The following is a 13,628-nucleotide window of genomic DNA, read 5'->3' as shown; positions in this document are numbered from 1 at the left end:
CGTGGGAGGTCTACCAGGGCAGAAACGACGTCGTCACCGCGCTGTCACTTCATTGACATCAATCGACGCCCGGTCCTACGATCCCTGCGAATCGGTTCGCAAGTGCTGCCCTCCGGAGAGCGTCCCCACGCCCCACCAAGGAGCCGCCCGTGAAGACCCCGTCCCGCAGCAGACCAGGAGGAGCCCGTGCGCTCGTCGCCCGCCTCGTGGTCGCCCTGCTCGCTGCCACCGCCGCCGTGACCGTCGCCGGGTCCCCCGCCCGGGCCGCCGACGAGTCGATCACCGTCAACTTCGCCACGACCACCGGCACGCCCACCTACCGGGCGTCCGGCTGGATCTACGGCATGACCGAGAACGCCAGCGGCCCGGCCGACCACTTCTACCGCGACGTCAAGTTCCAGTACATGCGCGCCGGCGGCGCGCAACTGGCCGGCAGCGGCTGGGTCGGCGGCACGTACGACCGCCGGTGGAACTCCACGCTCGCCCAGGCCCGCCGGACCGCCGCCCTCGGCGGCCAGTTCATCATCCTGCCGCACGACCTGTGGGGCGCCGACGGCGCGGGCATCTCCCGGTTCCCCGGCGACAACGGCAACTGGACCGACTACGACAACTTCCTCACCCGGCTCATCGGCGACGTCCGGGCGTCCGGGCTGACCGTGCAGTGGGACATCTGGAACGAACCCAACATCACCATCTTCTGGAACCGCCCGATCTCCCAGTACCTCGAACTGTGGCGGCGCACCTACCAGCGCCTGCGCGCGGAGCTGCCCAACCAGCTCATCGTCGGGCCGAGCTGCGCCTGCGTGCCGTCGACCAACCACGCCTTCTGGAACCAGTACCTCGACTTCGTCCGCTCCACCAACACCGTGCCGGACATCGTCAGCTGGCACTCGCTGCCGGGCGACCCGGTCGCCAACGTCGCCGCCGCCAACGCCACGCTCGACCCGCGCGGCATCGCCCACCCCCGGCCGTACCAGATCAACGAGTACGGCGCGACCGACGAGCAGAACCCGGCCGACGGCGCGTGGTACATCGCCCGCCTGGAGCGGGCCCGCGCGGACGGCCTGCGGGCCAACTGGGCCGGCGGCGGCAACCTGCACAACGACCTCGCCAACCTGCTGGTCCGCAACTCGGCCGGCCAGCACCAGCCCAAGGGCGAGTGGTGGGCCTACCGCTACTACGCCTCGCAGACCGGGCAGGCCGTCGCCGTGACCGCCAGCCAGTCCTACGACGCGTACGCCACCAAGACGACCGGCGCGGCGAAGGTCCTGGTCGGTGGCGGGCGCACCACCGGCAACCTGACCGTCAACCTGCAACGGCTGGACACCACCAGCGGCATCGTGCAGAACAACCAGGTGCGGGTCCTGACGCAGCGCATCCCGTACAACGGCGGCGGCGCGGTGCAGGGGCCGGTCACGGTCTCGAACAGCGTGGTCAGCGTGGCCAACAACAACGTCGCCGTGACCCTGCCGTACGGCAACCAGACCGACACCTACACCGTCACCCTGCTGCCGCCCGCGGACACCGGCTTCCAGTCGGTGGCGGTGGCCCAGCACTCCCAGCAGTGCCTGGACAACACCGGGCTGGGCGTCGCCGACGGCAACCTCCAGCAGCAGTACTACTGCGAGGGCGGGGACCAGCAGCTGTGGAACTTCCGCCCGGTCGACGGGGTGGCGAACACGTACACCGTGGTCAACCAGGGCAGCGGCAAGTGCCTCGACGTCAGCGGAGTCTCCACCGCCGACGGCGCGGCCGTGCACCAGTGGACCTGCCAGAACGGGCTCAACCAGCAGTTCACCCTCCGCAAGGTGACCTACTCCGGCAACGACTCCCACGACTACCAGCTCGTCGCCCGGCACAGCGGCAAGTGCGTCGACGTCAGCGGGGTCTCCACCGCCGCGCAGGCACGGGTCCACCAGTGGACCTGCAACCCGGTCGGCCAGGGCAGCCCGTTGAACCAGACGTGGCGGATCTGGGGACGGTAGCCCTCGCGGGGCCGGCCGTCCGCCGGGCGGCCGGCCCCCGACCACGACCGGCGCCACCCGCGGCGTGTCCGCCACCCCGCCCGCCCCCACCCACAGAGAAGGAGCCATTCCGTGCGAATCCCGTCCCGCAGCGGGCCAGGAGCGGCCCGCGAACCCGTCCCGAGGCGGCGTCGACCGCGCCGCCTCGGCGTCCTGGCCGGCGCGCTGCTCGGCCTCCTCGTCGTCGGCGTCGCCGCGCCCGGCGTCCTGTTCCCGGCCGCCGAGGCGGCGTCGGCGGCGGCCATCGAGCCGGGGCAGAGCGCCCCGATCGTGGGCGTGCAGTCCGGCCGCTGCCTCGAGGTCCCCAACTCCAGCACCGTCAACGGCACCCAGACGCAGCTGTGGGACTGCGGGAGCAGCGCCAACCAGACCTGGACCTGGACCTCGGGCCGGCAACTCGTGGTGTACGGCAACAAGTGCCTGGACGCCTCCGGCCAGGGCACCGCCAACGGCACGCCGGCCATCATCTGGGACTGCAACGGCCAGACCAACCAGCAGTGGAACGTCAACGCCAACGGCACCATCACCGGGGTGCAGTCCGGGCTGTGCCTCGACGCCAGCGGCAACGGCACCGCCAACGGCACCAAGGTGGCCCTCTGGGCCTGTCACGGCGGCGCCAACCAGCAGTGGACGTCGCCGTCCACCCCGCCGACGACCCCGCCGCCGACCAGCCCGCCGCCGGCCGGCGGGCGTCCCTGCGACATCTACGCCTCCGGGGGGACCCCGTGCGTGGCGGCGCACAGCACGACCCGGGCGCTCTACGCGGCGTACAACGGCAACCTCTACCAGGTCCGGCGCTCGTCGGACAACACGACCCGCAACATCGGCCTGTCGGGCGCGGGCGGCACCGCCAACGCGGCGACGCAGGACTCGTTCTGCGCCGGCACGACCTGCGTGGTCACGGTCGTCTACGACCAGTCCGGGCGGGGCAACGACCTGTGGTACCAGGGGTCGAGCGTGGTGCCGGGCTCGCCGCAGAGCAAGCCGGCGATCGCCACCTCGGAGTCGCTCACGGTGGGCGGCGCCAAGGCGTACTCGCTCTACATCAACCCCGGCAACAGCTACTGGCGCGACGGCCACCTGACCGGCGTCCCGACCGGCGCCGCCCCGGAGGGCATGTACATGGTGACCAGCGGCACCCACGTCAACAACGGCTGCTGCTTCGACTACGGCAACAGCGAGACGACGAGGAAGGCCGACGCCGCCGGGGCGATGGACGCCATCAACTTCGGCACGCAGTGCTGGTTCGGCGGCTGCTCCGGCACCGGCCCCTGGGTGCAGGCGGACCTCGAATGGGGCCTGTTCCCCGGTGGCAGCAGCTCCTGGAACCCCAACCAGCGGGCGTTCACCAGCAAGTTCGTCACCGCGACGCTGAAGAACAACGGCACCACGCGCTTCGCGATCAAGGGCAGCAACGCCCAGTCGGGCAGCCTCTACACGCTCTGGGACGGCGCGCTCCCGCCGGGCTACAGCCCGATGAAGAAGCAGGGCGCCATCATCCTGGGCAGCGGCGGGGACTGCTGCAAGCCCGACGGCGGCGCGAACCTGAGCGCCGGCACCTTCTACGAGGGGGCCATGGTCGCCGGCTACCCGTCCGACGCGACGGAGAACGCGGTGCAGGCCAACGTGGTGGCCGCCGGCTACCGCTGACCCGCCGGCGGGGCCCGGGAGACCCGCCGGGCCCCGCCGCGCCGGGCTCAGCCGGTCCGCGCCCGGCGGGCGGCCAGCTCGGTGCGGTTGCGCACGCCGAGCTTGCGGAAGATGTTGCCCAGGTGGAACTCGATCGTCTTGACCGAGACGAACAGCCGTTGGGCCGCCTCCCGGTTGCTGAGCCCGTCGGCGATCACGGCGGCGACCCGGGCCTCGGCGTCGGTCAGCGCCGGCTGCCCGTCCCAGCGCACGAACGCCGCCACCGCGCCGCCGGCCGGGGGCTCGTCCGAGGGGGCGGGGTCGACGGCGCGGGACGCGGGCGCCGGGGCGGGGCCGGCGGACGAGGCGGGGCCGCCGGAGGCGGCGGAGGGTGCGGCGTCGGCGTGGGCAGCGCCGCCCGGCCGGTCGCCGAGCAGCCGCAGGTCGGTCAGCACCAGGGCGAGCAGCCCGGCGGCGCCGGTGCGGGCGTACCCGGCACACGCCTGCTCCAGCAGCCGGGCCGCCTCGCCGCGCCGGCCGGCCCGCCCGTGGTGCGCGCCGAGCAGCCAGGCGATGCGGGCCGCCAGGAGCTGCTCGACGGGCCGGGTCAGCCCGCCGAGCGAGGCCGCGAGGTCCGCCATGGCCGACGGCGAATCCGGGGCGAGGATCCAGGCCCGCCACGCCGGCAGCGCCGGCCCGCCCGGCCAGGAGGCGGGCGGGTCGTCGACCCCGGCGAGCACGTCGGCGGCCACCGCCGCCCGGCCGGCCAGGGCGTGGTGGGTGGCCAGCTCCCAGCGGTGCTCGTGCTGCAGGCCGGCGGTCACGCCGGTGTCCGTGGCCACCACGAGTTCGAGCAACCCGGCCCACGCGTCCCAGTCGCCCCTGGCGAACGCGAGCGCCGCCGTGCACTCGGGGAGGTGGCGGGCCACCCAGGCCGAACCGACCCGCGCGGCCAGCTCCCGGGCCTGGTCGAGGTGGGCCGCCGCCAGGTCCAGGTCGCCGCGCAGCGCGTCGCACTTGGCCAGCCACGACGTCGCCTCGGCCTGCACGTCGAGACTGTCGCAGAGCGCGGCGAGCCGCGCCGCCTCCCGCAGCTCGGCCTGCCCCCGCACCAGGTTCCCGGCCCACGCGTCGCCGACGCCGACCAACGCGGTCAGCCGCGCCCGGTCCGCCGGCACGAGGTCCAGGGCGTCGACCAGCGGGGCGAGCCGCCGCGCCTGCTGCGGGCGCATCAGCGTCAACACGGCCGTCAGCGCGCACTCGACCAGCACCGGATCGGTGCCGAAGGCGTTCTCGTCGAAGATCCGTACGGCGGTGTCGAGATGCTCCGGGCCGTCGGCGCGGCCGGCCCGGGTGGCGGCGATCCCCGTGAGCGTGTGGTGGATCAGCGCCGTCCGGGTCGAGCGGCTCGCGTGGTGCGCCTCCCGCGCGCGGGACACCAGCGGGAGCAACTGGTGAGCGTCGGCGGTGCGCGACAACGCGACGAACGCCCGGAAGGTCAGTCGGGCGGCCTGATCCGGGTCGGCGCTGTCGGCCGCCGACAGGAGGCGCTCGGCCGCGATCTCGCTAGACACGCCGGTGAGCGTAGAACCGGGGTCCAAGCCCGGGATTTCCCTGGTGTCCACCGACCCCCGCCGGCACACACTGCTTTCCACCCGCCGCCCTTGCGGCGGCGTAGCGAGAGGTAGGACCATGCTGCCCCGGGACCGGACGGCGTCGCCCCGATGATCGGCCGGCGGCGGGTGCCGGTGGTGCTCCAGGTCGCCGCCACCGACTGCGGCCCCAGCGCGCTGGCCATGCTGCTGGCCGCGTCGGGCCGGGCGGTGCCCGTGGCGAGGCTGCGGGCCCACCTCGACGTCGGCCGGGACGGGCTGAGCCTGCGCGACCTGCGGGACGCGGCGCACGACTTCGGGCTGCGTTGCCGGGCGATCGCGCTGCCGGCCCTGCGCCAGGACGCGGCCCGCCTGCGGGAACTGCCGCTGCCCCTGGTGGCGCACTGGAACGGCGACCACTACGTGGTGGTCGAACGCATCGGCCGGCGCGGTGTCGACGTCGTCGACCCGGCCGTCGGACGGCGGCGGCTGACGCCCGCGCAGTTCTGCGCCGGCTCGACCGGAGTGGTGCTGCTGGCCGAACCCGCCGGCCCCGCGCCGCCGGTCACCCCCACCCCCGGGCCGGTGCGTCAGCTGCTCGCGCCGGTGCTGCGCCGGCACACCGGGCTGCTCGCCGTGCTCGCGGCGGCGTCGCTGCTGATCACCGTGGCGGGGTTGGCCGTGCCGTGGGCGACGGCGGCCATCATCGACGCCGCGACGCCCCCGCAGGCGTCGTGGCTCGCCGCCGTCGCCGCACTGGCGTTGGTCACCGGGACGCTGTCGCTGGCGCGGGGCCTGGCCGTCACCGCCCTGCAACGCCGGATCGGCGCGCGGCTCGGCGTCGACACGGTCGGCCGGCTCTTCGAGGTGGTCTACCGGTACTTCCAGCGCCGCTCGGCCGGCGACCTGATCGACCGGGTGCGCGCGGTCGGCTCCGTGCGGGACCTGCTGGCATCGTCGCTGGTGGCCACGGCGCTCGACGCGCTGTTGGTCGTCGGCTACCTGACCGTGGTGACGGTGCTGGCGCCGGCGTTGGGCCTGGTGGCCGCCGGCGTCATCGCCGTGCAGGTCGGCACGGCGGCGTGGCTCGGCAGCCGCGCCAGCGCCCTGCAACGGGAGGAGCTGCTGGCCTCGGGCGAGGAGGCGGCCCGACTGACCGACGCGTTGCAGGGCATGGCGGCGATCCGGGTGGCCGGGGCGCAACGGCGGGTGCTGCGGCTGTGGCAGGAGTCGTTCGACCGGGGCGTCGACGCGGCGTACCGGCTGGCCCGGCTGGCGGCGACCGGGGAGGCGCTGCTCGCCGCGTGGTCGGTGGCCAGCCCGGTGCTCATGCTCCTGGTGGCGGCCCGGCTGGCCGACTCGCCCGGGCGGGCGGCCGGGCTCGCCGCGCTCGCGGTCGCCGCGATCAACCCGGCGGTGGCGCTGGCACAGCGGCTGCCGTCGTTCACGCTGCTGACGCCCACGGTGGACCGGCTGGCCGACATCGCGCAGGCACCCGTCGAACAGCCCGCGCCGGGGCGGCCCGCGCCCGCGCTGATCGGCCTGGTCACCCTGACCGGGGTGGGCTTCCGGTACGACCGGCGCTCCCCCTGGGCGCTGCGGGGGGTGACCGCCGTGTTCCGGCCGGGGGAGAAGGTCGCGGTGGTCGGCGGCTCCGGCAGCGGCAAGAGCACCCTGGTCGGTCTGCTGACCGGGCTGTACGCGCCGACGGAGGGGCAGATCCGGTTCGACGGCGTCGACCTGGCCACGCTGGAGCTGTCCTCGGTGCGCCGGCAGATCGGCGTGGTCCTGCAGGAGACGTACGTCGGGGCGGGCACCCTGCGCGAGGCGCTGACCCTGTCCCGTCCCGACGCCTCCGACGCCGCGATCGCCCGCGCGATCCGGCTGGCCGCGCTGCACGACGACGTGGCGGCCCTGCCGATGGGATTGCAGACCCGCATCGGCGACGGCGGGGCCGGCCTGTCCGGCGGGCAACGGCAGCGGGTCGCGCTGGCCCGGGCCCTGCTGGCCGATCCCGCCCTGCTGATCCTGGACGAGGCGACGAGCGCGCTGGACACGCTGACCGAGGCGGCGGTCGAGGCGGGCCTGCGCGCGCTGCCCATGACCCGGGTGGTGATCGCGCACCGGCTCTCCACGGTCGCCGACGCCGACCTGGTGCTGGTGCTCGACGGGGGTCGGCTGGTGGAGTGCGGGCCGCCCGGCGTGCTGCTGGCCGCCGGCGGCCCGTTCGCCCGACTGGCCGGCGCCACAGCCGCTCCCGACGCCACAGCCGCTCCCAGTGCGCCCGACGCCACCCGGGCGTGGTCCGGCACCACTCCCTGACCGACTCCAGCGATCTTGTCGGTCGCTACTGTTAGCCTCCGTGCGTCGTCGATCATGACGGATTCCTTGTGGAATCTGGTGATTTCGCCATTGCGGAGGGTATTCCTGATGGGCTGGTTAGCGGTGGGAGACTCGTACGAGATCTCCCTCGTGGACGGAAAGGTGGCGGCCCGGTCGGCCGGCCCACGGGCCACCGGGCGTCCACTGAAGACCCTTCCCAAGGCGCTGCGGGACGACCCGGAGGTGGACCGGCTGCGCCAGCTCGCCCAGTGGCTGGACCGGCACGCCGCCGAGTGCCTGGCCCGGGTCGACGCCTGGGTGGTGTCGTCGCTGCCGGTGCCGACCGCGCTGCTGGCCCGGGTGTGGCCGGACCCGGCCTGGCGGGACGCGCTGCGCGACCTCGTGGTGCTCGGCGACGACCCCGCCGCGCCGGGCTTCCTCCGCGACGTCACCGACGGCGGCGACCTGCGGATGGTCGACCTCGACGGGGAGACCGTCCGGCTGTCGCCGACCAGCGCCCGGCTGCCCCATCCGGCGCACCTGCCCGCCCTGGCCGACCTGCGCGAGTTCGCCGACGAGCTCGACATCACCCAGCGCGTCGAGCAACTGCACCGGGGCACCTGGTCCCGGCCCGCGACCCTGACCGACCGGGATACCGCCGTCACCGACTTCCGGGGCACGAAGGTGCCCAACCGGTTGGCCGTCCGGGCCGCGACGTTCGGCTTCCGGGTCTCCGGCTCGCAGGTCAGGTGCCGCGTCTGGGAGGACGGCCGCACGGTCGAGGCCGCCCTGGGCTTCGACGAGGACTACTGGGACTCCGAGGCGACGCTGGGCGGCCTCTCCTGGTCGGTCGTGGACGGGCCGACCCTGCGGCTGGCCGAGGTGGGGCCGGTCGCCTGGTCGGAGGGAATGCGCATGGCGACGGCCCTGTCCGGGGCCGCGACCACCACGGGGAGGGCGGCATGACCGGGACCACCACCACCGCGGCCCCGCCGTCGGCGGAGAGCCTGCTGGCCGCCGGGGCGGTGCTGCCGGCCGGCGCCGCCGGAGCCGGCGACCGGGCGGTGCCGCTGACCGCCCGCAGCTACCGGCACCCGGTCCTCGACGACCGGCCGGTGGTACGGCTGGTCGACGCCGCCCTCGGCGAGGGCGAGGACGCCGCCGTCGACTTCCTCGGCCTGACCCCGGCCGCCGAGCCGGCCGTCGTCGGGCTCGGCCCCCGCCGTCCGTTGGCGTTCCCCGAGTGGGTGCTGGTCCACCACCCGGCCGACGGCCGGCACGTCCTGGCGGTGGTGCCGGAGCTGAGCAAGCTCGCCCGGCAGGCCCGGTCCCGGCCCAAGGCCGCCCTGGACGGGCACCTCGCCATCGCCGAGCGGTTCGCCCGCACGCTGCCGCACGTGCTGCCGACGTTCTTCGAGCAGGCGGCCCGGGTGTTCCTGGCCGCCGGGCAGGACACCTACGCGACGCAGTTGTTCAACAAGGCGCGCCGGGCGGAGGCGCAGCACGGCCTGCCGATCGACCTGAACCGGCTCGACGAGGTCTACCTGGAGTTCGCGTCCGCCAAGGTGGTGTCCGGCGCCGCGCTGGCCGGCTACGCGAAGGAACTGTCCGCCCAGTTGCCGGCCGCCGAGGCCCTGGACCGGTTCTGCCGGCTGGCCCTGCGGGCGGCCACCGCCGGCGTGGTGCCGTCCACCCAGTCCGCCACCGCCGTCAACCGGCTGGCCCGGGCCGCCGGCAGGGCCGACGCCGGCGCCGCCGACCGGGTGGCCGCCTACCTGACCGAGCTGCTCCGGCTGCCCGCCGTCGCCGGGGCGCCGGCCGGCTGGTGGCGGGCGCACCTGCCGACGGTGACGGCCCTGGCCGGCCGGGACCCGGCGGTGCGCGGCAGCCTGCTCGACCTGATGCCCACCGACCGGGACGACCTGGTCTCCTGGCTGGTCCTGCTGACCGAGACCGGCGCCCTCGCCGGGCTGTCCGACCCCGACGTGCCGGACGCGGCCCGCCCCCGCGACGGCGCCGCCGGGTGGCTGCGCCGCTTCCTCGACCGGGCCACCTCCGGCTACCGTCCCCCTCGGCTCCCGGCGCTGTATCCGCTGGTCGAGCGGATGGCCGACCGGTTGCGCGCCGAGCTGGCCGACAGCGGCGAGACCCTCGCCATCGGCGACGACCTGGACCTGCTCGACCTGCTGCTCGCCCTCGACCTGCCGGTCGCCGCGCCGCGGCAGCGCGAGACCCTGGACCTGGCGCAGTGGGCCAGGACCGGGGGAGAACGGGACCTGCGCGCGCTGGCCGGCGACGACCGGTTCGCCGAGCCCCTGCGCCGGGGGCTGGCCCGGCTCGACACCGAGTCGGAGACGCTGCGCCGGCTGGCCGACACGCCGGGCCTTCGGCCGCTGCTGGCCGACTGGCTGCGGGGCCGCGTCCGCGACCGGTTCACCGCCGGGCTGCCGTACCTGCAGGAGTCGGTGGGCTGGCTGGGCGGGCTGCCGGCCGAGGCGCTGCGGCTGGTCACCGACGACGCCGACGGGCCCGACGGCCCTGGCGGCGACCTCGGGTGGGCCCTCGGCGTCGACCTCGCCGAGCAGGTCGCCGCCAGCCTGCGCGGCGGCATCTTCGACGAGCTGGGCTGGCCGGAGTGGGAGACGGCCTGGCAGGAGGTGACCGGCGGCGACCACCGGGTCGAAACGACCTGGCAGGAGGCGTGGCCCTACGCGATCCTCGGCGGCCCCACCACCGTCCGCGTCATCGGCGCCGAGGGCATCGTGCTCCGCCACGACCTGCGCATCCCCGCCGACGACAGGTGGGGCCAGGCCGGCTACCACTACGTCGACGGACGCCTGCTGGTCTTCTGGCGCTCCCAGGAGCTCGACTACAACCTGCGCGGCTACTGGCACACGGCCCCCGACGAGCCGCAGCCCCTCCAGGGTCGCACCCGTGGCAGCCAGCCGCGACGCAACACGATCACCCTGCCCCTGGCCGGCGGCGGGCGGACCACCGGCGACGGCGTGCTGCACGCCGGGGACACCGCCGTCCCCGACGAGCTGCCGGTCATCACCGACGGCACCACCCACTGGGTCTACCGCAGGGGCGACGACGGCGACCGCGGCTGGCGCGAGTACGACCCGGCCAGCGGCGCCCACGGCCGGCGTAGCCTGCCCCGGTTCCTGGCCGACCTGCCCGCCGGGGAGCACCTCACGGAGCGGACGAGCTGGCTGCGGCCCGCCCTGTCACCGCGGGCCACCCCGGCCGCCGCGCCGGTGGACGGCCTGCTCGGCTGGCGGGTCGTCACCCGGCCCGACGGCTCCGTACGCGGCGAGGACCTGGCCGGCCGCGCCGTCACCGTGCCGGCGGGACAGGAGCCGATCGCCGCGCTGGTGCTGCCCGGCGACGACCGGCCCCGCGCCGTGCTCGACAACCTCGCGCTGCTCGATCCGGACGGCGTCGCGTCGGCCGTGGCCGGGGAGTCCGGCCGGGACTACACCCCCGGCGCGGTGCCGCTGCCCGGCCCGGACTTCCTCGGCAACCTGCTGCCCCGGGACCCGGCCGGCTCGGCCGCCCTGCGCCGGATCGACCGGGACGCCGTCGCCGACCTGCTCACGGCCGCCGTCGACGAACGGCGCGCCCAGCTGGCCGACGCGGCGGCGAACCGGACCGGCGCGGGCCGCCCCGGCTCGGTTGCGCCGGCGTCGACCGGCGGGCAGGCCGCACCCACCCCCGACCCGCTGGTCGCGCTGATCCGGTCGGCGGTGCCGGCGATCAGCCACGACGCGCTGCTCGCCGGGGTCGCCGGGGTGCTGCGGCTGGCCGCCCGCGTCCGCACCGACCTGGACGCGACGACCGGGCGGCTCACCCGGGCGCTGTCCGCCCCGGCGCAGGGCCCGGCGGCCACCGCCGCCGGCCCCACCGACCGTCGGCTCGGCGCGGCGCTCGACGGGCTGCGCGGCACGGGCTACGGGGAGGCCGACCTGGCCCACGCCTTCACCCAGTTCGAGGCGCTGGACGCCCAGCGCTCCGCGACCGGCGGCGTTGACCCCGCCGTGCGGTTGCACATCGACGGGCCGGTGCTGCCCGGAGCCCTGCACTGGTGGTCGGTGCTCGACGGCGTCGGGGCGGTCGCCTACCGGGCCGTCGCGGCGGTCACCCCCGACGAGCAGCGGGAGGACCTGGCAGCCCTCCTCACGGAACTCGACCGGCTCGACCTGACCACCGCCACCGAACCCGCCCGGTGGCGTCGGCTGCGGCTGCACCTGCTCGACGACGACCTGAACGACGCACAGGGCAAGCGTCGCCGTCCCCAGCCGGGCATCCTGCCGCTGCCCGGCGGGGCGTTCCTCGCCGTCCTGTCCGCCAGCGGCACCCGCACCGGCTACCACTTCGACGCGTTGTACCACGACCCGGCCGGCGTGTTCGCCGTGCCCGAGCCGTACACGGTGGACTCCGCGACCCCGGTCGGCGAGGCCCGGCCGGCCGGCTGGCTGGCCGGCTTCCGCACCGAGTGGGCCGCGCGCGGCCCGCTGCCGTGGCGGCCGGAGGCGGCCGAACGGTTCGCCGAGCTGACCGGCGTCACCCCCACCGCCGCGAAGCTGGTGCTGGCCGGCGTGCCGCACGCGGACTCGGCGACCCCCGTGCCGGTCGAGGTGCGCCGGGCGCTCGGCATCCGGCAGGTCGGCGAGGTCAAGCTGGCCTTCGGCGTGCTCAACGAGGCCGGCGCGCCGCTGCGCCGGGCCGTGGTCGCGGCGCTGCTGCCCGCCGACCCGGCCCGGCTGTGGACCGACGGGCCGGACGTCGACGCGGCGGCGGCGGTCTGGAACGCGGCCCTCGGCCGCCGGGTCGTGGTGCCCGAGCACCTGCTCGCTGCGGCGGTGCGGGCGGTCCGCGTCGCCTGGAGCCCCGCCCAGGCGCTGCCGGCGCTGCTGGACCCGGCCCGTTCGGTCGAGCTGAGCACCGACCTGGCCTTCCGGATCAGCGGCGACCAAGCCCGGCCCGTCGACGACCGGGCCACCGGCTTCACCGGCGCGGTGCTGACCTCGGCGGTCGCCCTGGCCGCCTGGGTCGCCCACCACACGCCGGCCCGCGACACGTGCCGGGCCGCGCTGCCGGCCGCCCTGGCCGCGATCCGGGACCGGCTGGCCAACCCCGAGCTGCTGCTCGACCTCGACCGGTACGTCTCCCTGCCCGACTTCCGCCAGGTGGCGGGCACCCCGTCGGAGACCGGGCCAGGCTGGGAACGCTACGGCGCCATCGTGCTGGCCACCCACGACGACCAGCCCTCGCCCGCGCTGCGACCGGACCTGCTCGACGCCGACGGCACGGACCCGTACCTGCCGGCGCTGCGCTACGACGCGGCCCGGCCGTACCCGATGGAGGTGGCCCTGCGGCTGGTCCGCGACCCGCGGTTCGCGGCGCTGCTCGCCGACCCGGGCGACCCGGCCGGCGGCGACCGGGCCGCCGACGGGACGTGGTGGCCGCAGGACCCCACCCGGTCCGTGCCCGACCTGGTCGCCGAGGCGGCCGCGGCACACGGCCTGGGCGCGGACGCGGCGGCGGTGTACCTGATGCTGCTCGCCATGCCGGACCCGACCGACCGCAACACGGCGACGTGGACCGGCTGGAAGCCGGCCCGGCTCAAGGCCGCCCGCGCCGAGCTGGCCGGCACCGACCTGGTCGTCGCCGCCAGCCGGCCCCGGGCCGGCCGGTCGCTGTTCCTGCCCGGCCCGTGGCTGGCGCGCGGCGGCGGGCAGGCTCCCCTCGAAGGCTGGAAGGCCACCCTGTTCGACCTGGCCCCCGACGGCACGGCCGCGCTCGGCGTCACCGTGCCCGGCGAGCCGGTCGCCGACCTCTACCGGCGGGCCTGGCGGCGGCTGTGCGACGGCGACCGGCCCCGCCTCGACGCCCCGCCCACCCGCGCCCCGCGCTGATCCCCGCGTCGGGGGGGGGGGGGGCGGGCCCCCCCCCCCCCCCCCCCCCCCCCCCCCCCCCCCGCGGGGGGGGGGGGGGGCCCCCCCGGCCGGGGGGGGGGGGGGGGGGGGGGGCCGCGATTGAACAGGTCAGAGAGAGAACG

The 13,628-nt window shown here is 76.2% G+C and carries 6 protein-coding genes; 5 read left to right on the top strand and 1 reads right to left on the bottom strand.

Translation table 11 applies throughout. The features are described from left to right. Positions 1-149: 149 nt before the first annotated feature. Together ACFYWL_RS23305 and ACFYWL_RS23300 are read left to right on the top strand one after the other, a co-directional pair. Complete coding sequence (locus ACFYWL_RS23305; RefSeq protein WP_386976124.1) at positions 150-1,985, top strand: RICIN domain-containing protein; 1,836 nt, start codon at positions 150-152, stop codon at positions 1,983-1,985. 111 nt (positions 1,986-2,096) lie between these two features. Further along, complete coding sequence (locus ACFYWL_RS23300; protein WP_386976121.1) at positions 2,097-3,674, top strand: arabinofuranosidase catalytic domain-containing protein; 1,578 nt, start codon at positions 2,097-2,099, stop codon at positions 3,672-3,674. A gap of 47 nt (positions 3,675-3,721) precedes the next feature. On the opposite strand, the gene ACFYWL_RS23295 is transcribed toward ACFYWL_RS23300, so the two are convergent. Then, the gene (locus tag ACFYWL_RS23295; RefSeq protein WP_386976118.1) at positions 3,722-5,227 is read right to left on the bottom strand and encodes a LuxR C-terminal-related transcriptional regulator; all 1,506 of its coding nucleotides are present in this window, start codon (positions 5,225-5,227) and stop codon (positions 3,722-3,724) included. Positions 5,228-5,377: 150 nt separating this feature from the next. Between ACFYWL_RS23295 and ACFYWL_RS23290 the strand changes: the two genes are divergently transcribed. The 3 genes from ACFYWL_RS23290 (at position 5,378) to ACFYWL_RS23280 (ending at position 13,485) form a co-directional block, all read left to right on the top strand. Next, positions 5,378-7,567 (top strand): peptidase domain-containing ABC transporter, encoded by a 2,190-nt coding sequence (locus ACFYWL_RS23290; protein WP_386976115.1) that lies wholly within the window; start codon positions 5,378-5,380, stop codon positions 7,565-7,567. Between the two features lie 108 nt (positions 7,568-7,675). Further along, positions 7,676-8,533, top strand: coding sequence for a DUF4132 domain-containing protein (locus ACFYWL_RS23285; protein ID WP_386976112.1), 858 nt, complete (start codon positions 7,676-7,678; stop codon positions 8,531-8,533). Further along, on the top strand, positions 8,530-13,485 hold the full coding sequence (locus tag ACFYWL_RS23280) for a hypothetical protein (protein ID WP_386976109.1): 4,956 nt from the start codon (positions 8,530-8,532) through the stop codon (positions 13,483-13,485). The genes ACFYWL_RS23285 and ACFYWL_RS23280 overlap by 4 nt, the downstream gene beginning before the upstream one ends. Positions 13,486-13,628: the final 143 nt, after the last annotated feature.

Origin of the sequence: Micromonospora sp. NPDC002575, from assembly GCF_042889525.1 — a bacterium.
In the GTDB taxonomy this organism is placed as follows: domain Bacteria; phylum Actinomycetota; class Actinomycetes; order Mycobacteriales; family Micromonosporaceae; genus Micromonospora; species Micromonospora carbonacea.
The sequence above is the reverse complement of the archived record's forward strand: the minus strand, read 5'-3'. Positions and strand labels throughout refer to the sequence as shown.